This window comes from Microbispora sp. GKU 823 (assembly GCF_002027145.1).
Classification (GTDB): Bacteria; Actinomycetota; Actinomycetes; order Streptosporangiales; family Streptosporangiaceae; genus Microbispora; species Microbispora siamensis.
In genome coordinates this window covers 12,341-31,141 of the sequence record NZ_MWJN01000025.1, presented here as the reverse complement: position 1 = coordinate 31,141, position 18,801 = coordinate 12,341, and the positions used below count along the sequence as shown (strand labels likewise).

At 71.4% G+C, this 18,801-nt stretch carries 17 protein-coding genes and 2 pseudogenes; 12 read left to right on the top strand and 7 right to left on the bottom strand.

Annotated elements, in window-relative coordinates; translation table 11 throughout:
- Window positions 1-42: 42 nt before the first annotated feature.
- From purL to B1L11_RS15685, 5 genes are all read right to left on the bottom strand, one after another.
- Window positions 43-2,301, bottom strand: a complete 2,259-nt coding sequence (gene purL, locus B1L11_RS15705) for a phosphoribosylformylglycinamidine synthase subunit PurL (protein ID WP_079315173.1) — start codon at window positions 2,299-2,301, stop codon at window positions 43-45.
- Window positions 2,298-2,981 (bottom strand): phosphoribosylformylglycinamidine synthase subunit PurQ, encoded by a 684-nt coding sequence (gene purQ / locus B1L11_RS15700; protein WP_079315172.1) that lies wholly within the window; start codon window positions 2,979-2,981, stop codon window positions 2,298-2,300. Before purQ ends, purL begins: the two co-directional genes overlap by 4 nt.
- Window positions 2,982-3,152: 171 nt before the next feature.
- Window positions 3,153-3,602 (bottom strand): ATP-binding protein, encoded by a 450-nt coding sequence (locus B1L11_RS15695; protein WP_079315171.1) that lies wholly within the window; start codon window positions 3,600-3,602, stop codon window positions 3,153-3,155.
- A 174-nt stretch (window positions 3,603-3,776) separates the two neighbouring features.
- Entirely contained in the window at window positions 3,777-4,022 is a 246-nt protein-coding gene (gene purS, locus B1L11_RS15690; RefSeq protein ID WP_079315170.1) for a phosphoribosylformylglycinamidine synthase subunit PurS, read from the bottom strand.
- A gap of 180 nt (window positions 4,023-4,202) precedes the next feature.
- Window positions 4,203-5,822: a PucR family transcriptional regulator gene (locus B1L11_RS15685; protein WP_079315169.1), complete on the bottom strand. Its 1,620-nt coding sequence runs from the start codon at window positions 5,820-5,822 to the stop codon at window positions 4,203-4,205.
- A 116-nt stretch (window positions 5,823-5,938) separates the two neighbouring features.
- Between B1L11_RS15685 and B1L11_RS15680 the strand changes: the two genes are divergently transcribed.
- The 10 genes and pseudogenes from B1L11_RS15680 (at window position 5,939) to B1L11_RS15645 (ending at window position 14,881) form a co-directional block, all read left to right on the top strand.
- Window positions 5,939-7,255 (top strand): MFS transporter, encoded by a 1,317-nt coding sequence (locus B1L11_RS15680; RefSeq protein WP_079315168.1) that lies wholly within the window; start codon window positions 5,939-5,941, stop codon window positions 7,253-7,255.
- Between the two features lie 19 nt (window positions 7,256-7,274).
- Window positions 7,275-7,559, top strand: coding sequence for an amidohydrolase family protein (locus B1L11_RS54845; RefSeq protein ID WP_256862579.1), 285 nt, complete (start codon window positions 7,275-7,277; stop codon window positions 7,557-7,559).
- Entirely contained in the window at window positions 7,502-8,887 is a 1,386-nt protein-coding gene (locus B1L11_RS15675; RefSeq protein ID WP_256862578.1) for an amidohydrolase, read from the top strand. The genes B1L11_RS54845 and B1L11_RS15675 overlap by 58 nt, the downstream gene beginning before the upstream one ends.
- A gap of 210 nt (window positions 8,888-9,097) precedes the next feature.
- Window positions 9,098-10,201 (top strand): pyruvate dehydrogenase (acetyl-transferring) E1 component subunit alpha, encoded by a 1,104-nt coding sequence (gene pdhA, locus B1L11_RS15670; RefSeq protein WP_079315167.1) that lies wholly within the window; start codon window positions 9,098-9,100, stop codon window positions 10,199-10,201.
- Window positions 10,198-11,172: an alpha-ketoacid dehydrogenase subunit beta gene (locus B1L11_RS15665; protein WP_079315166.1), complete on the top strand. Its 975-nt coding sequence runs from the start codon at window positions 10,198-10,200 to the stop codon at window positions 11,170-11,172. The genes pdhA and B1L11_RS15665 overlap by 4 nt, the downstream gene beginning before the upstream one ends.
- Before the next feature lie 16 nt (window positions 11,173-11,188).
- A pseudogene (locus B1L11_RS15660) lies at window positions 11,189-12,607 on the top strand (dihydrolipoamide acetyltransferase family protein).
- Window positions 12,608-12,678: 71 nt separating this feature from the next.
- The gene (locus tag B1L11_RS50890; protein ID WP_256862577.1) at window positions 12,679-12,813 is read left to right on the top strand and encodes a hypothetical protein; all 135 of its coding nucleotides are present in this window, start codon (window positions 12,679-12,681) and stop codon (window positions 12,811-12,813) included.
- A complete protein-coding gene (locus tag B1L11_RS15655; RefSeq protein ID WP_079315165.1) occupies window positions 12,810-13,841 on the top strand; it encodes a TIGR04500 family putative peptide maturation system protein in 1,032 nt (343 codons plus the stop codon). Before B1L11_RS50890 ends, B1L11_RS15655 begins: the two co-directional genes overlap by 4 nt.
- A gap of 131 nt (window positions 13,842-13,972) precedes the next feature.
- Window positions 13,973-14,266 carry a Dabb family protein gene (locus B1L11_RS15650; protein ID WP_079315164.1) on the top strand — a complete coding sequence of 98 codons (294 nt, stop codon included), beginning with the start codon at window positions 13,973-13,975 and terminating at the stop codon, window positions 14,264-14,266.
- Between the two features lie 117 nt (window positions 14,267-14,383).
- Window positions 14,384-14,881 (top strand): DinB family protein, encoded by a 498-nt coding sequence (locus B1L11_RS15645; protein ID WP_079315163.1) that lies wholly within the window; start codon window positions 14,384-14,386, stop codon window positions 14,879-14,881.
- Window positions 14,882-14,920: 39 nt separating this feature from the next.
- Here B1L11_RS15645 and B1L11_RS15640 read toward each other — a convergent pair.
- Both B1L11_RS15640 and B1L11_RS15635 read right to left on the bottom strand, forming a co-directional pair.
- Window positions 14,921-15,090, bottom strand: a pseudogene (locus B1L11_RS15640) (IS630 family transposase); the annotation flags it as partial.
- 48 nt (window positions 15,091-15,138) lie between these two features.
- Window positions 15,139-15,594, bottom strand: a complete 456-nt coding sequence (locus B1L11_RS15635; protein ID WP_079315162.1) for a MarR family winged helix-turn-helix transcriptional regulator — start codon at window positions 15,592-15,594, stop codon at window positions 15,139-15,141.
- A gap of 132 nt (window positions 15,595-15,726) precedes the next feature.
- Here B1L11_RS15635 and B1L11_RS15630 point away from each other — a divergent pair, with 132 nt between their 5' ends.
- Together B1L11_RS15630 and B1L11_RS15625 are read left to right on the top strand one after the other, a co-directional pair.
- The gene (locus B1L11_RS15630; RefSeq protein ID WP_079315161.1) at window positions 15,727-16,890 is read left to right on the top strand and encodes an MFS transporter; all 1,164 of its coding nucleotides are present in this window, start codon (window positions 15,727-15,729) and stop codon (window positions 16,888-16,890) included.
- A gap of 387 nt (window positions 16,891-17,277) precedes the next feature.
- Window positions 17,278-18,789 carry a sodium:solute symporter family protein gene (locus B1L11_RS15625; protein WP_079315160.1) on the top strand — a complete coding sequence of 504 codons (1,512 nt, stop codon included), beginning with the start codon at window positions 17,278-17,280 and terminating at the stop codon, window positions 18,787-18,789.
- Window positions 18,790-18,801: the final 12 nt, after the last annotated feature.

The following is an 18,801-nucleotide window of genomic DNA, read 5'->3' as shown; positions in this document are numbered from 1 at the left end:
TCCGGACGATCCGTCCGGAAGGGCCCTTTCACTCGATCAGAATCAGCCGAAGATGCGAGGCAGCGCGGACGCGTGGACCTCGCGGAGCTCCTCGACCGGGACGTCGAGGACGCCCTCGACCGTGAGCGCGGAACCGCCGGTGAGGCCGAGCCCGGAGCAGGGGACCTCGTGGCGGGCGCACAAGTCGGCGAGGGCGTCGAACGCCTCGGGCCGCACGCACACCAGCGCCCGCGCGGCCGACTCGCTGAACAGCTCGACGAAGGCGTCCTCGCCCGGCAGGGTCACCGTGCAGCCGACGCCCTGGGCCAGGCACGACTCCGCCAGGGCGACCGCGAGACCGCCGTCGGACAGGTCGTGCGAGCCCTCCAGCAGCCCGCGGGCCGCCGCCTCGGTCAGCACCGCCGCCAGGCCGCGCTCGGCCTCCAGGTCCGCCTGCGGGGGCAGGCCGCCCAGGTGGCCGTGGACGACGTGCGCCCACTCCGAGCCGCCGAACTCCTCGCGGGTCTCGCCCAGCAGGAGGACGCGCAGGCCGGGAGCCGTGAAGCCGGGCCTGACCCGCTGCGCCACGTCGTCGATCACACCGAGCACGCCGACCACCGGCGTCGGGTTGATCGCGGTCGAGCCGGTCTGGTTGTAGAACGACACGTTGCCGCCGGTCACCGGCACGCCCAGGATCCGGCAGGCGTCGGCGAGCCCGCGCACGGCCTCGGAGAACTGCCACATGACCTCGGGGTCCTCCGGCGAGCCGAAGTTGAGGCAGTTGGTGACGGCCAGCGGCTTCGCGCCGGTCACCGCCACGTTGCGGTACGCCTCCGCCAGCGCGAGCTGGGCCCCCGTGTACGGGTCGAGCTTGGCGTAGCGGCCGTTGCCGTCGGTGGCGAGCGCGATGCCACGCGTGGTCTCCTGCGCGCCCGGCATGGCCTCGGAGATGCGCAGCATGCCGGAGTCGGCGGGCTGGGCCAGCACCGTGTTGCCCCGGACGTACCGGTCGTACTGGGAGGTCACCCACTCCTTGGACCCGAGGTTGGGCGAGCCGAGCAGGGTGAGCAGGGTCTCCCGCAGGTCCTCGGGCCTCGGCAGGCGCTCGGGACCGTCGGCGTTGAGCGCCGCCTGCCCGGCGGGCTCGTGGAACGGGCGCTCGTAGACCGGGCCCTCGTCGGCGGCCGTGCCCGGCGGGATGTCGACGATGACCTCGCCGTCCCACGTCATCACGAGCCTGCCGGTGTCGGTGACCTCGCCGATCACGGTCGCCGGGACGTCCCACTTGTCGCAGATCGCCATGAAGGCCGCGATGTCGTCGGGCGTGACGACCGCCATCATGCGCTCCTGCGACTCGCTCATCAGGATCTCCTCGGGCCGCAGCGTGGGATCGCGCAGCGGGACGAGGTTGAGGTTCACCTCCATGCCCCCGGTGCCCTTGGCGGCCAGCTCGGTCGTGGCGCAGGACACCCCGGCCGCGCCGAGGTCCTGGATGCCGACGACCACGTCCGCCTGGTACAGCTCCAGGCAGCACTCGATGAGCAGCTTCTCCATGAACGGGTCGCCGACCTGCACGGCGGGCCGCTTGGCCTGCGACTCGTCCTCGAAGGTGGCCGACGCCAGCACCGACGCCCCGCCGATGCCGTCCGCGCCGGTCCTGGCGCCGAACAGCACGACCTTGTTGCCGGGGCCTGGCGCGGTGGCCAGCTTGATCTGGTCCTTGCGCAGCAGGCCGACGCACAGGGCGTTGACCAGCGGGTTGCCGATGTAGCAGGGGTCGAAGACGACCTCGCCGCCGATGTTGGGCAGGCCGAGGCAGTTGCCGTAGTGGCTGATGCCCTCGACCACGCCCGGCAACACGCGGCGCGTGTCGGGCTGGTCGGCCCCGCCGAAGCGCAGCGAGTCCATGACCGCGACCGGCCGGGCGCCCATCGACATGATGTCGCGCACGATGCCGCCGACGCCGGTCGCGGCGCCCTGGTGCGGCTCGACGTACGACGGGTGGTTGTGCGACTCGATCTTGAAGGTGGCGGCCCAGCCGTCGCCGATGTCGACCACGCCGGCGTTCTCGCCCATGCCGACGAGCAGGGCCTCCGACTCGGGCGCCTTGGTCCCGAACTGCCGCAGGTGCACCTTGGACGACTTGTAGGAGCAGTGCTCGCTCCACATCACCGAGTAGATCGCCAGCTCGGAGCTGGTCGGCCGGCGCCCGAGGATCTCGCGTACGCGCTGGTACTCGTCGTCCTTCATGCCCAGCTCGGCGTACGGCTGGCGCTCGTCCGGCGTCTCCTGCGCGCGCCTGACGCTGTCGAGAGTGCTCACGCGTTCACCAGCCGCTTCAGGATGGAGGTGAAGAAACCGCGGCCGTCCACGCTCGGCGCGCCGGTCAGGTCCTCGACCGCGTGCTCGGGGTGGGGCATGAGGCCGACGATGTTCCCGGCCTCGTTGGTGATCCCGGCGATGTCGTTGAGCGAGCCGTTCGGGTTGCCGCCCGCGTAGCGGAAGACCACCCGGCCCTCGCCCTCCAGCGCCGCCAGCGTCGCCGCGTCGGCCACGTAACGGCCCTCGCCGTGCTTGATCGGCAACACGATCTCCTGGCCTTCCGCGAAGTCCGCCGTCCACGCCGTACGCGTGCTCTCCACGCGGATGCGCTGGTCGCGGCAGATGTAGTGGAGACCCTCGTTGCGGGTCAGCGCGCCCGGCAGCAGGTGCGCCTCGCAGAGGATCTGGAAGCCGTTGCAGGTGCCGAGCACGGGCAGCCCGCCCTGGGCGGCCGGGATCAGCTCGGTCATGAGAGGGGAGAACCGGGAGATCGCCCCGCAGCGAAGATAGTCGCCGTAGGAGAACCCGCCGGGCAGGAAGACGGCGTCGACTCCCTTGAGGTCGTGATCGGCGTGCCACAGGGGCACCGCCTCCGCTCCGGCCAGCCGTACGGCTCGCGCGGCGTCCTGGTCGTCGAGTGTTCCGGGGAAGGTGACGACGCCCACCCGGGCAGCGCTCATGACAGTTTTCCCTCCAAGGCGCACGCCACCGTCATCTGGCCGGACGGCGGTCTGTGGCGGTACACCTCAGGGTATCGGAGCCGCCAAATCGGCTCCCCCCGCGGAGGCCCACTTCCGATCACCCGTCACGCCGGGGTTCCCCGAGCCCGGTGTGATGCGGAGCCGGGGTCCTCAGACCCCGGCGAGGTGGCGATCGAGAGTGAGGTGGTGGGCGATGGCGTCCTCGTCCCAGTCGAGTTCCTTGGACAGGCGCACGGTCGTGCCGCGCCCGGGTGTGATGTCGAACGAGAGATCGTCCACGACGGCGCGCATGATCAGGATGCCCCGGCCGTTCTCGGTCTCCGCCGGTGGATACTGGCGGGGGATCATGTGCAGCCCCTCGCCTTCGTCGGCGACGCGCAGCTCACAGCGGCCGTTGCCAATGGTGGCCATGACCTCGTAGCGGTTGGCGGGACCACCATGCCGCACCGCGTTGGCGCACGCCTCGGATGTGGCCAGGAGTATGTCGGACACGCACTCCTCGGTCACCCCGAGAGACCGCAGCGCGTCTCCCACCACGCGGCGGACCATCGGGATGCCGATCGCGTCCCGTGGCATCGCCAGTGAGAACTCAATATCCACCGGACCCCTCCCCGGTGTCGAAGGTCACCAAGGTAGGCTTCCCCGATGAATCAGGGCTAACCGCAAAATCACGTCCTCGTTATTCAGGACGCACCTGATAGGCGGGTTCGAGACGGACCGATGCCTGATTAGGGGTAGACAAGCTGCGGGAACAGTGGTGTGAAATGCGCCACTTCACTCCTCGACGCGGATCGAGAAGTCCTCGATGACCGTGTTCGCGAGCAGGGTTTCGGCCATCTTTCGGACATCCGAAAGCGCGGCCTCGTCGGCCGGGCCGTCCAGCTCCAGCTCGAACCGCTTGCCCTGCCGCACCCCGGACACCCCGGAGAAGCCGAGTCGCGGCAGCGCCCTGGCGATCGCCTGGCCCTGCGGGTCGAGGATCTCCGGCTTGAGCATGACGTCGACGATGACGCGCGCCACGATGTTTCCTCCAATTCGAATGAGGGCCCGCCGGTCCGGGAAAGGTGCGCCCGTTCGGGGGTCCGCCTGGGTCAAGCCTAGTGCCGCCCCGTCGTCACGCCCGCGACGGGCCGGGCGCCGCGCCGAGCGGTGCTCGAAGCGGGCGCCCGGCCGGTTCCCGCGGCCGGCCCGATGCCGCGCTCAGTTCCTGCGCCCCGGCGGGACGAACTCGTCCAGGGACAGGGCGAGCCACAACTCCAGGCGGTCGCGCGCCTTGCCGAGGTCGCGCCCGCAGACGCGCTCGGCCGTCTGCAGGCGGGCCCGCATCGTGTTCCTGTGCACGCCGAGACGTCGCGCCGCCGCCTCGACGCTCGCGCCGCAGTCGAGGAAGGTCCGGACGGAGGGGACGAGGGCGCCGCCGTGCCGCAGATCGTGCTCCCGCAGCGGCTTGAGCACCACGTCGGCGAAGCGGGCCACGCCCTCGGGGTCCAGGGCGTCGCGCAGCAGCGCCCATGGCTCGAGGTCGTCGACGTGCGTGTATCCCGGGCCCGCCGCGAGGGCCGTCGCGTGCCGTACGGCGGACGGGATCTCGCCGATGTCCCGCGCGCCGCACGCTCCCGCGGAGATGTCCAGGCCGGTGAGCGCGCCCAGCCGTTCGACCAGGGCGGGGCCGAGCCGGGGATCGGTCTGCGGCACCACCAGGAGCAGCCCGCCGGCGCGCGGGCAGACGAACACGGTCTCCTCGGCTGCCGGGTCTCCCATGACGTCGCTCAGCGCGTCCAGCGCGGGATCGGCCAGCGCCGGGGCCTCGCCCTCCGTACGGGCCACGGCCACGATCACCTCGTACGGCGGTGGCGGCATGGGGCAGATCTCGGCGAGCCGACTGGCCGTGAACAGCGGCGCCGCCGGGCCCGCACCGGTCGCGGCACGATCGGCGGCGGCACGATCGACGGCACAGCCGAGAGCGGCGCTGCCGAGGACGGCGCTGTCGAGGACGGCGCTCAGCACGGCGGCGCGCTGGGCGTGCGCGCGGGCGCGGGCCCGGTGCAGCCCCACCAGTTCGATCGCCAGCAGGCTCGCCGCCTGGTTGGCCAGGATCCTGGTGTGCCACTCGGTCGACGCGCCGCGCAGGGCGAGCCAGCCGCGGGGCGGCCCGGTGAAGCCGAGGCTCTGCACCTGGAGGACCCGGTCGCCCTTGTCGATCACCATCGAGCCCGGGGCCCGGTGAGCTGGCCGACCGCCTCCGCGGCCTCCGCGTGCCACGGCCGGGCTCCCTCCGGATGGGACACGCGGGGCCGTCCCCGGGGATCGGAGCAGGAGCGTCTCGCAGTCGGTGTGCTCGGCGAGCGCGCGGAGGATGCCGAGCGAGCCGTGCCGCAGCGCGGCGCGGGCCATCGCCTCCTGCGCCGCAGCCGCCCGCCGCTCGCCGCGGACCCGCTCGTCCGCGTGCCAGCGGGCCACGGCCTCCGTCACGGCGACGAACGGCGTCCTGCCGGTGACCTCAAGCAGGGGCAGCCCGAGGCGGGCCGCGGTCTCGACGATCTCGGGGGGTATCTCGGTCAGGTGCTCGTCCAGCGCGAAGGCCAGGGCGGCGCAGCCCGCCCCGCTCAGCCGCTCGACGTACTCGGCGCGCCCGCGTGCCGACGCGGGCAGCCCGAGCCCGACCGTCATGACCAGCTCGCCGCCGCGCAGCCAGGGCACGGGATCGGCCAGCTCGGTCACGTGGGCCCACCTCACGTGGTTGCCCAGCCCGTCGCGGCCCGCCAGCAGGGTAATCTCCAGCATCGGCATGGCCAGCACGTCGGCGACGGTGAGCGGCATGACCTCTCCTGTGCGCTTCGCCCGAGAAAGCCCCGACGATAGTGCACATCGCCCACAGTGCTCGCGTCTGACCTGGTCTTACGGTCTCTCCAACCCCCAACCCACCGGAGGACCTCATGGACCGACGAACTCCCCGCCGGGCCGCGTTCGCGGCCTTCATCGGCACCACGATCGAGTGGTACGACTTCTACGTCTACGCGACCGCCGCCGCCCTCGTCTTCGGGCAGGTCTTCTTCCCGGCGTCCACCGATCCGCTGGTCGGCGTCATGGCGGCGTTCGCGACGTACGCCGTCGGGTTCTTCGCGCGTCCCCTGGGCGGCGTGGTGTTCGGCCACTTCGGCGACCGTCTGGGCCGCAAGTCGGCCCTGGTCGTCACGCTGCTGATGATGGGCGTGGCCACCTTCGCCGTCGGACTGCTGCCCACCTACGCCTCCGTCGGAGCGGCGGCCCCCGCGCTGCTGGTGCTGCTGCGGTTCGTCCAGGGCCTCGCCGTCGGCGGCGAGTGGGGCGGGGCCGCGCTGATGGCGGTCGAGCACGCCCCGGAGGGGAAGAAGACCTTCTACGGCTCGTTCGCCCAGCTCGGCAACTCCGCGGGCGCCCTGCTCGCGACCGGGGCGTTCAGCCTGATGACCTCGCTCGGCGACGAGGCCCTGCGCGAGTGGGCCTGGCGAGTGCCGTTCCTGGTCTCGGCGGTCCTGGTGCTCGTCGGCATGTTCATCCGGCTGCGGGTCGAGGAGTCGCCGGTCTTCGAGCAGGTCAGGCAGCGGCGCGAGAGCGCGCCCGCGGCCGCCGCGGAGCTTCCGATCAGGGCGGTGCTGCGGTCGTCGTGGCGGCCCGTGCTGCTCGGCATCGGGGCGCTCCCCGTGGCCATCGGCGGCTACTACATCGCGACGACCTTCCTGCTCGCGTACGCGACCGGCGCGGACGTCGGCGTCGAGGAGCAGGTGGTGCTCAACGGGCTCAGCTTCGCGGCGTTCGTCGAACTCGTCGCCACGCTCGCCATCTCGTGGCTCGGCGACAGGGTCGGCGGGCGCCGCGTGGTGATCGTGGGGCTGGTCGCCGTGGCCCTGCTGGCGGTGCCGCAGTTCACGGTGATGGGGACGCGCAACACGGTCCTCATCTTCCTGATGCTGGGCCTCATGCGGCTGGCCATGTCCGCGACGTACGGGCCGATGGCCACGCTGCTCGCGGAGATGTTCCCCCCGAACGTCCGCTACACGGGCATGTCGCTGTCCTACCAGGTGGCCGGGGCGATCTTCGGCGGGCTCTCGCCGCTGGCGGCGACCGCCCTCGTCAAGGCCGGCGGCGGGGGGCCCGCGCCCGCCATCGGGCTGCTGATCGGGATGTGCCTGCTCAGCGTGGTGTGCCTGGCCGTCGCGCCGCGCCACCGCGACACCCCGGCCGTCCCCGGCGTTCCCGCCGTCTCCCAGTGATCCAGTAGTTGGAGGAGTCTTGTCCGCGATCGTCATCACCAACGCCAAGGTCCGCACCATGGACCCCGGTGCGCCCAGGGGAGAGGCCCTGGCCGTACGCGACGGCCGCATCCTCGCCGTCGGCCGGGACGCGGACGTGTCGGCCGTGGCCGGACCCGGCGCCGAGGTGATCGACGCCGGCGGCCGCACGGTGCTGCCGGGGTTCATCGACCCGCACAACCACCTGCTGTCCACGCCGAGTCGCTGGTGTCCGTCGACGCCCGCTACCCGGCCGTGGGGAGCGCCGCCGACCTGGTGGCGGTGATCGCCGCGGAGGCGGAGCGTACGCCGCCGGGCCAGTGGATCAGGGCGTTCGGCATGGACGACGCGAAGTTCCCCGGGGGCCGGCCCTCCCGGCGCGACCTGGACGAGGCGACGACCGAGCACCCGGTGATCGTCTACCACGTCTCCGGCCACCACGCCGTGGTCAACTCCGCCGCGCTGGCGTGGCGGGGCATCACCGCGGACGTGCCCGACCCGGTCGGCGGCGCCTTCCTGCGTGACGAGGGCGGCCGGCTCACCGGGATGGTGCTGGACTCCGCGATGCAGCTGCTGCTGCCGACCGCGGTGGACATCGGCTGCCACGGCCCCAACTTCCACACCGATCTCCCGGCGGAGCAGCTGCTGTCCTGGCTCGCCGCCGCCGGTGAGAAGTACCTGGCGGCGGGGCTCACGACGGTGTGCGACCCCCAGGTGTCCCGCCGGGAGCTGTCGATCTACCGGGCCGCGCACGCCGCGGGCACGCTGCCGGTCCGCACGGTCTGCATGCCCCTGTCGCACATGCTGGACGACCTGGCCGCGCTCGGCCTGGCCGGTCCCTTCGGCGACGACATGCTGCGCCTGGGCGCGATGAAGTTCTACTGTGACGGCACACTGCTCGGCGGCACCGCCCTGTTCAGCGAGCCGTACGGCGAGGGCGGCCAGTTCACCGGCTCCACCTATCACCGGCCCGAGCGCCTCACCGACCTCGTCCGCAAGGCGGCCGAAGCGGGCTGGCAGGTCGGCATCCACACGCAGGGCGATCTCGCGATGGCCTACACGCTCGACGCGATCAAGGCCGCGGTGGCCGTGTCGGGGGACGACGCCCGGCCGCGCATCGAGCACTGCGGCCACCCGACTCCCGACCAGGTGCGCGATTTCGCCGCGCTCGGCGTGATCCCGGTCAACCAGCCGAACTTCCTGCACGACAGCGGCAGGGACTTCGTACGGCGGCTGGGGGAGCGCCGCGCCCACCGGCTCCAGCCGATGCGCGAGGAGATCGACGCCGGGCTCCGCCCGGTGCTGTCGAGCGACTCGTTCGTGTCCTCACTGCGGCCGATGGAGACGGTGGCCAACGCCGTACGGCGGCGCACCCGGGAGGGCGACCCCATCGGCGCCGACCACGCCGTCACCCTGGACGAGGCGCTGCGCGCCCACACGGCCGACGCGGCGTACGCGCTGCGGATGGAGGACCGGATCGGCTCCCTGACGCCGGGCAAGCTGGCCGACGTCGTCGTCCTGGACCACGACCTCGACCGCCTCGGCGTGGACGAGCTGGCGGCGGTGGACGCGTGGCTGACGATGCTGGGCGGACGAGTGGTCCACCGCTCCTGAGGCGTGGCGCCGGGGGTGTGGCGTCCCACAGTCCGGGAATCGGAGAAGTGTGGACGGGCGGGCGGGGTCTTGCGCTAAGGGGTGTGAGTTCTGCCACGATGTCCCCATATGCGCCCGGTCGCCCACCCCAGCGGCCGTACGCCAGACGACCCGGCCTTCCTGCGGGGGTGACCCCACCCGCGAGGGCCCGACACGCACAGGAGTGGCAACGTGACAGCCGACGCCCCTCGTGGTGTAGACGCACCTGTAGACGCACCCCCGGAGCTCGTCCAACTGCTCACCCCGGAAGGGGAACGGGTCGAGCATCCCGACTACGACATCGAGCTGACCGCGGAGGAGGTCCGCTCCCTCTACCGTGACCTGGTCCTCGTCCGCCGCGTCGACCTGGAGGCCGTCGCGCTCCAGCGGCAGGGCGAGCTCGGCATCTGGGCGTCCCTGCTCGGGCAGGAGGCGGCGCAGATCGGCTCCGGCCGGGCGCTCACGGACGCCGACATGGTCTTCCCCACATACCGGGAGCACGGCGTGGCCTGGTGCCGCGACGTCGACCCGGTCAAGCTGCTCGGCCTGTTCCGCGGCGTCAGCAACGGCGGATGGGACCCGGCCGAGCACAACTTCCACCTCTACACGATCGTCATCGGCTCCCAGACCCTGCACGCGGTCGGCTACGCCATGGGCATCCAGCGGGACGGCGCCGAGGCGGCCACGATCGTCTACTTCGGCGACGGCGCGACCTCCCAGGGCGATGTGAACGAGTCCTTCATCTGGGCCTCGGTGTTCAACGCCCCCATCGTGTTCTTCTGCCAGAACAACCAGTGGGCCATCTCCGAGCCGTTGGAGAAGCAGTCGAAGATCCCGCTCTACAAGAGGGCGTCCGGCTTCGGCTTCCCCGGGATCCGCGTGGACGGCAACGACGTGTTCGCCTGCCTCGCCGTGACCCGCCGCGCGCTGCAGAACGCCCGCGAGGGGCAGGGGCCGACGCTGATCGAGGCGTTCACCTACCGCATGGGCGCGCACACCACCTCCGACGACCCCACCCGCTACCGCCTCGCCGACGAGCTGGAGGCGTGGAAGCTGAAGGACCCCATCGAGCGGGTCAAGGCGTACCTGTTCAAGAACCAGCTCGCCGACCAGGAGTTCTTCGAGAAGATCGACGCCGAGGCCGACGCGCTCGGCAAGGACGTGCGAAGCCGGTGCCTTGCGCTGCCCGACCCGCCACCCGGGGCTATCTTTGATCACGTGTACGCCGGTGACCACCCACTCCTCGACGAGGAACGCGAGCAGTACCTGACCTACCTGGCGGGATTCGAACGATGACCACACTGACTCTCGCCAAGGCGTTGAACGAGGGCCTCCGCCGCTCGATGGAGGACGACCCCAAGGTGCTCGTGATGGGAGAGGACGTCGGCAAGCTCGGCGGCGTCTTCCGCGTCACCGACGGCCTGCAGAAGGACTTCGGCGAGGACCGCGTGATCGACACGCCGCTCGCCGAGTCGGGCATCATCGGGACGGCGATCGGCCTGGCCCTGCGCGGCTACCGGCCGGTCTGCGAGATCCAGTTCGACGGGTTCGTGTTCCCGGCCGCCGACCAGATCATCACGCAGCTGGCCAAGATGCCGCTGCGGTCGCTCGGCACGCTCAAGCTGCCGGTCGTCGTACGCATTCCCTGCGGCGGCGGCATCGGGGCGGTCGAGCACCACTCGGAGTCGCCCGAGGCGTACTTCACCCACACCGCGGGCCTGCGGGTGGTCGCGTGCTCGAACCCGGCGGACGCGTACACGATGATCCAGGACGCCGTCCGCTGTGACGATCCGATCATCTTCTTCGAGCCCAAGCGCCGTTACTGGGACAAGGCCGACGTCGACCTCTCCGCCCCCGGCCTGCCGCTCGACCGCGCCCGCACCGTACGGCAGGGCCGCGACGTCACGCTGGTCGCGTACGGGCCGATGGTGAAGACCTGCCTGGAGGCCGCCGCGGCGGCGGAGGAGGACGGGCGGGACATCGAGGTCATCGACCTGCGCTCGCTCAACCCCCTCGACGTGGACGTCCTGACCGAGTCCGTGACGCGGACCGGGCGGTGCGTCGTCGTCCACGAGGCCCCCGTCTTCACCGGCTTCGGGGCCGAGATCGCGGCGCGCGTCACCGAGCGCTGCTTCTACAGCCTGGAGGCGCCGGTGCTGCGGGTGGGCGGGTTCTCCACGCCGTACCCGCCGTCCCGGCTTGAGGACCACTACCTGCCCGACCTGGACCGCGTGCTCGACGCCGTGGACCGCTCGTTCGCGTACTGAGGGGGAGGGACTTCTCATGCTCCGTGAGTTCAGACTCCCCGACGTGGGCGAGGGACTGACCGAGGCCGAGATCGTCAAGTGGCACGTCGCCCCGGGCGACTCGGTGAAGATCAACCAGACGATCGTGGAGATCGAGACGGCCAAGGCCGTCGTCGAGTTGCCGTGCCCCTACGAGGGCACCGTCTCCGCCCTGATGGTCGGCGAGGGCCAGACCGTGGACGTCGGCGCCCCGATCATCGCGGTCGAGGACGGCGAGGGCGGTGACGACGCCGGCGCGGGCCGGGAGGCGCTGGCGGACGACATGGTGCCGGACGTGCGGAACGGCGCTCCGGCCAAGGAGGAGCGCCAGCCGGTGCTGGTCGGTACGGCGTCAAGACGAGCGCCACCCGCCGCCGTCCCCGCAAGTCCGCCACGTCCGCTCCGCCCGCTTCGCCGGTCTCGTCGGCTCCGCCTGCTCCGCCGGTGGCGCCGGTTTCGCCCGCCCGGACCGTCACGCCCGCGCTGCCCACTCCTGCTCCGGCCGCTCCGGCCGGTGCGGTCCAGGGCAACGGGTCCGCGGCGTCGGCACGGGCACGCGTCCTGGCCAAGCCGCCGGTCCGCAAGCTCGCCAGGGACCTCGGCGTCGACCTGACCACCCTCACGGGCACCGGCCCCCAGGGGTCGATCACCCGGGCGGACGTGGAGGCCGCGGTGGCGGCGCCCGCCCCCGTTCCGGCCGCGGCGTGGTGGGAGCCCGGGGCGCGGGAGGAGCGCATACCGGTCAAGGGGGGTCAGGAAGGCGACCGCGCAGGCGATGGTGGCCAGCGCGTTCTCGGCCCCGCACGTGACCGAGTGGCTGCAGGTCGACGTGACCGAGACGATGGAGGCGGTCAGACGGCTGCGTACGCTGCCCGAGTTCGCCGAGGTCAAGGTCTCCCCGCTGCTCCTCGTGGCGAAGGCGCTGATCACCGCGGTGAAGCGGCACCCGATGATCAACGCCACGTGGACCGGCGAGGAGATCGTGGTCAAGCACTACGTGAACCTCGGCATCGCCGCCGCCACCGACCGCGGGCTGATCGTGCCGAACGTCAAGGACGCCGACGCGATGTCGCTGCCCGAGCTCGCCCGGGCGCTCGGCGAGCTCACCGACCGCGCGCGGGCCGGGAAGTGCCAGCCCGCCGAGCTGAGCGGCGGCACGATCACGATCACCAACGTGGGCGTCTTCGGCGTCGACGCGGGCACGCCGATCCTCAACCCGGGAGAGGTGGCGATCCTCGCCGTGGGCCAGATCAGGGACATGCCCTGGGTGGTCGACGGGCAGCTCGCGGTCCGCAAGGTCACCACGCTGGCGCTGTCGTTCGACCACCGCGTGGTCGACGGCGAGCTGGGCTCGTACGTCCTGCGCGACGTCGGCGCCATGCTGGAGGACCCCCTCCGCATGCTCGCCTGGAGCTGAGCGGGGACCGGTCAAGTCGAATGCAAGATCGGAACCAGTGAGGTTCAAGCTCGGATTCCTACCGTTCGCTTGTGATCCTCATACTGAGCGACCGGCAGGACACCACCGAGCGCCGGGTCCTCCCGAAGACCGAGCGCCCGGGTGTCCCCGTGACCTGGTGGGACAGCGCTGAGTTCCCCGCCGGGTCACGGGTGACGGCGGCATGACCGCCGTATCGGTGACCGCGTTCGCCGCGGTCCTCGCCGACGCCGTCGAACTGCTGCGCGGCCTGCGCCGCCCCCGTACGGCCGTGCCCGAGGCCAGGAGCCTGGCCGCCGCGTGGGCGGCCAGCCACCCGGAGGCGCGGGGCCGGCTCATCGTCGGCCTGCGTCAGGACAGCCCGCTCGTCGACTACGACCTGCTCGTCGAACATCCGGAGGGTGGCACCGTGGCCCTTTCCGTCGCCCTTTCCGCCTCCCCGGACGACGGCGTGCCCCGGCCGGCCGAGCACTCGGAACACTGGGCCGCCGGAAATTGGGCCGCCGGAAATTGGGCCGCCGGATATCTGGTCACCGTCGACCGCGTGCGCCTGCGCGTCGCCGAGGCGCTCATGCTGCTGCCCCGGCGGCCGTACGGCGACCGCGACGTCCACGACGAGATCGTCGAGCAGTGCCTGCTGATGAACGAGACGCTGGAGGACGGCGAGCCCCTCGACGACGCCGAAATCCGGGCCGCCGCCGAGGAGTTCCGCGCCGGCCACGATCTGCGTGACCGGGTTTCCACGCTGGCCTGGCTGGCGGAGATGTCGCTGTCCGGCGAGCAGTTCGAGACGTTCATCGCCGGAATCGCGCGGCGACGGCGCTTTCGCCGGCGCAAGGAGGCCGAGCTGGCCCCGGGATACTTCGCGGCCCACCGCTGCGACTTCGACCGCGTACGTGCCCTGTGGGTGACGGGCTCGCAGCCGGTGAACGGGGAGTTGCTGCGCGGTGTGGGCGGCCTGGTGGGCTGCGGGGAGGCCGTGGTGACCGTGGGCGAGCGGTGGGCCAGGGACCTGCCCGCGCCCCTGCGCCACGCCGCGCACGACACGCTGGTCGGCCCGGTGGCGTACGGCGACGGCTATCTGACCGGGATCCTGCTGGAGCGCCGGGTGGCGACGGACGACCCGGAGACGCTGGCCGCGGCGGGCGCGACCGCCTTCGGCGAGTGGCTCGCCGGCCGGCGCAGGCGGGCCTCCATCGAGTGGCACTGGCTCTGAGGCGAGGCCACGGATCGGGACGGCGGTGTCCGCGGGGCGGTGGTGCGCCCCGCGGGCACGGGAGATGAGAGGATGAGCGCCGTGAAGGGCGCGGCCGCCGGGCCGCGTGCGTCTCGTCCCAGGGGGAGTGCATGTTCCGCCACGTCGTGCTGCTGAAGTGGACCGAGGACGCCACCGAGGAGCAGCGCGCCGAGGTGGCCAGGCGGCTGGGCGGCCTGCCGGACGTCATCCCCGAGTTGCGCTCCTACCAGATCGGCCCGGACGCCGGGGTCAACCAGGGCAACTTCTCCTTCGGCGTGGTCGCCGACTTCGACTCCCCGGAGGACTACGTCGTCTACCGCGACCACCCGGCCCACCGGGCGGTGATCGACGAGTGCATCACGCCGATCCTCGCCGCCCGCGCGGCCGTGCAGTACGTGCTCTAGTGCGTTGACCACATACGTTCGTCGGGTCTGATGACACGCCGTTCGAGGTCCATGGCGGGTGTGACGGGTGGCCCCACCAGTTACCCCGAGTGACGGGGCGACTGTTACGTTCCGGGCATGAAAACAGTCCCGTTCACCGGTGGTGAGAAGGAAAGCCTCCAGGCCAGCATGGACCGGCATCGCGACGCGGTGCTGTGGAAGGTCGAGGGCCTGGACGACGAGGCGCTGCGACGCCCCATGACCCCGTCTGGGACGAACCTCCTGGGCCTGGTCAAGCATCTGGCGGCCGTCGAATACTGGTGGTTCGCCGACACGTTCGGGCAGGAGCACGAGGAGCTCCCGTTCGACGACGATGACGAGGACGCCGACCTTCGCGTCGGCCCCGGCGAGACCACGGCCGACGTCCTCGCCTTCTACGCCCGCGCCCGCGCGTCCTCGGACGAGGTCATCGAGAAGTTCGGCCTCGAGGACCTCGGCACCAACGAGCGCGGCGAGAGGATGACGCTGCGCTGGGTGCTCATTCACATGATCGAGGAGACCGCTCGGCACGTCGGCCACATGGACATCGTGCGCGAGCTCATCGACGGCGCGAGCGGCGACCACCGGCGCGCCTAGTGCTGTCACCGGAAACGATCACCAGGTTGGGTGAGGATTTCAGGCGGCTGCTGCAAGGGGTCGGCCGCCCCGGCGGAGACCCTTCTCGCGACGGATGCGGGCACGTTCGCGGCGACGGGCGTGGGCGTTACGCAGCGCAGGTAGGCGTGCAGGGCCCGGGTCTGGACGATGTGGTTGCGGTGGCTGGAGTTGGCCAGGGTCATCAACCGGCAGGACCGTCTTACGGGCCAACCCAGTGATCGTTTCCGGTCACAGCACTAGCGCGCATGCAGTGATTCGACCGCTTCGACCAGAGGGGCGAGCCTGGGGTTCTGGGCGGCCTGGTCGAGGGCTTCCCGCAGGGCGGCGTCGTTCGTGGGCCGGGCCTCGGCGAGCAGCGCCAGGCCCTCGGGGCTGACGTCGGTGTAGATCCCCCGGCGGTCGGTGGGGCAGAGGTAGCGGGTGAGCAGCCCCCGCTCTTCGAGCCGGGTCACCAGGCGCGTCGTCGCGCTCTGGCTGAGCACCACGGCGTCGGCGACCTGCTTCATCTGCAGATGGCCGCCGGGGCCGTCGTGCTGCCGGCTGAGCGTTTCGAGCAGGGAGTATTCCCGCACGCTCAGGCCGTGCTTGCTCTGCAGGGCGCGCTCGATGTGCGCCTCGATCCTCTCGTGCAGCAGGGAGAGCGCGCACCAGCCCTGCGCGAGTGCGGTGAGGGCGGGATCGGCGGCCGTCATCGACTCTCCCTCCGTACGTGACTGAGACGAGGATACTCCACTCCTGCAATAGCCCGCGCTTGCAAGTATCCAGCGTTTGCAACTATTGTCTGCGCCTGTTACTTGCTCCTGCAATTGTTGGGGGACCTCCTCATGCCTCTCGCACTCGTAGCCCTCGCCATCGGGGCCTTCGGGATCGGGACCACCGAGTTCGTGATCACGGGGTTGCTCCCGCAGGTGGCGTCCGACCTCGGGGTCTCCATCCCGACCGTGGGCCTGCTCGTCACCGGGTACGCCCTGGGCGTGGTCGTCGGCGCCCCGCCGATGACCGTGCTGGGGACGACCATGTCCCGCAAGCGCGTGCTGATGCTGCTGATGGGACTGTTCATCGCCGGCAACCTGCTCTCGGCCCTCGCACCGGGCTTCGGGGTGATGCTGGCGGGCCGGGTGGTCGCCTCGCTGGCGCACGGCGCGTTCTTCGGCATCGGTTCCGTGGTCGCGGCCGAACTGGTCGCCCCGCACCGGAGGGCCGGTGCGATCGCGCTGATGTTCACCGGCCTCACCGTGGCCAACGTCGTCGGCGTACCCCTCGGCACCCTGGTCGGCCAGGTCGCCGGCTGGCGGACCACCTTCGCCATCGTCGCCGGGCTCGGCGCCGTCGGCCTGATCGGCATCGCGGTGCTCGTGCCGGAGATGCCGCGGCCCGAGGGCGTACGCCTGCGCCACGAGGTGGCCGCCCTGCGCGACGTCCAGGTGCTGCTGGCGATGGGCATGACCGTGCTCGGTTTCGGCGGCGTCTTCGCGGCCATCACGTACATCGCGCCGATGATGGTCCGGGTCACCGGCTACCCCGAAGGGGCGGTCACCTGGCTGCTGGTCCTCTTCGGCCTCGGCATGGTCGCCGGCAACCTCGTCGGCGGAAGGTTCGCCGATCGCGCGCTGATGCCCATGCTGTACGTCTCGCTGGGCGCCCTCGCGGTCGTCCTCGCCGCCTTCACGCTGACCGCGCACAGCAAGGTCCTCGCCGCGGTGACCGTCGCCCTGATCGGAGCGCTCGGCTTCGCCACCGTGCCGCCGCTGCAGAAGCGCGTGCTCGACCTGGCCCACGGCGCGCCGACGCTGGCCTCGGCCGTCAACATCGGCGCCTTCAACCTCGGCAACGCCCTGAGCTCCTGGCTCGGGGGCCTCGTCATCGCGGCGGGCCTTGGCTACACCGCGCCGAACTGGGTCGGTGCCCTCCTCACCGCCTCCGCGCTCGTGCTCGCGGTCCTGTCGGCCGCCCTCGAACGCCGCTCCGCCGTGCTCGCGGCCGTCTGACCTTCTCTCTCACGCTCCCGGGCATGCTCACGCACAGGGCGGGCGGTGCCTCTCGACCTCCCGCTCGCGTACGTGCCGTGCCGGACGATCACCGGTGCCAGGCGGTGACGGGTCCGTTGTGTGCCGCTTGCTGGAATCTCATTTCGCCGCACACTTTCACCCCCCGCCCTGTGCGAGATCAAGGCCGTTCCTGATAACGATTCAGATACGCGAAGCAGGTTCAGAAACGTGAACGGCCTGTGACCTGCGTCACGGCCTCGATGCGCCCTCCCGTACGCCCGTGACCTGCGAACCCGCCATTGACGACGGGCGGCGGGCGGGCGCATCGTAACGAGGCCAGGCGGTTGTCGGTCCGGGTGCCGCCGTTCACCCGGAGGTACGACGCGCGTGAACCATTTGGACTGGTACGTTCTCGGCGCCTATTTCATCGTCATGGTGGGGATCGGCGTCTACTCGCACCGGCGCATCGGCAATATCAGTGACTTCTTCACCGCCGGGGGCAAGATGCCCTGGTGGCTGGCCGGGATCTCGCACCACATGTCCGGCTACAGCGCCGTCATGTTCACCGGGTACGCCGGCATCGCCTACCTCTACGGCGCCACCTCGTACGTCACTTGGGCCTTCCCGATCGCGATCGGCATCGCGATCGGCTCGGTGCTGTTCGCCCCGAGGCTGAACCGGATCCGCTCGAAGCTCAGGGTCAGCTCGCCGCTGGAGTTCCTCGCCAAGCGGTACAACGTGCCGACCCAGCAGGCGCTCGCGTGGTCGGGCGGCCTGCTGAAGATCGTGGACGTCGGCGCGAAGTGGGCCGCGATCGCCACGCTGCTGTCGACGTTCACCGGCCTGTCGCTCAACCAGGGCATCCTCATCACCGGCGTCGTCACCGCCGTCTACTGCACGGTCGGCGGCCTGTGGGCCGACGCGCTCACCGACTTCGGGCAGTTCGTCATCCAGCTTCTCGCCGGTGTCGTGATGCTCTTCGCCGTCCTCGCCAAGCTCGGCGGCATCGGCGCGGTGGGCGGCATGTGGGACCGGCTGCCGCCCGATCACGCGAACCCGCTCAACGGCCCGTACACGATGACGTTCCTGCTCGCGTTCCTGTTCATCAAGACGTTCGAGTACAACGGCGGCATGTGGAACCAGGCCCAGCGCTACATGGCCGCGCCGACCGCGGCGCAGGCGGCGCGCGGCGCGCGGCTGTCGGCCGCGCTGTGGGCGGTCTGGCCGCTGCTGCTGTTCTTCCCGATGTGGGCCGCGCCGCTGCTGGTCCACGCGACCAAGCCGGACGCGAGCGACTCCTACGCGCTGCTGACCACCCAGCTCATCCCGCACGGCCTGCTCGGCCTGGTGATCGCGGGCTTCTTCTCGCACACGATGGCGATGGCCTCCTCCGACGCCAACGCGATCGCCTCGGTCTTCACCCGCGACGTGATCCCGGTGCTGTCCCGCGCTGCGAGGGCCTGGGGCACCAGGGCAGGCCTGGTCGCGGCCCGGGTCACCACGGTGGCGTTCATCGCGCTGTCGATGGCCGTGGCCACGCAGGTCAACAGCCCGGTGCTGAAGGACATCATCACGGTCGTCATCAAGTGGGTGGCCGGCCTCATGGGCCCGATCTCGATCCCGCTGCTGCTCGGCATGCTGCCGCTGTTCCGCAGGTCCGGCCCGACGGCCGCGCTGGTCTCGTGGGCGGCCGGCCTGTTCGTCTTCTGGCTCACCAACTACGGCATGAGCGATGTCTCGACCGCCGTGGCGACGGCCGCGCCGGTGGCCACCTCGCTGGTGCTTTTCACGGTCATCGGCTTCATCCGCCCGGAGAACACCCCCGAGCGCGAGGAACTGCTCCAGACCGTCAACACCGACGAGGACAGCGCCGCGCGGCCGCTTCCCGCGTCCGCCTGAGAGCGCCCGTGC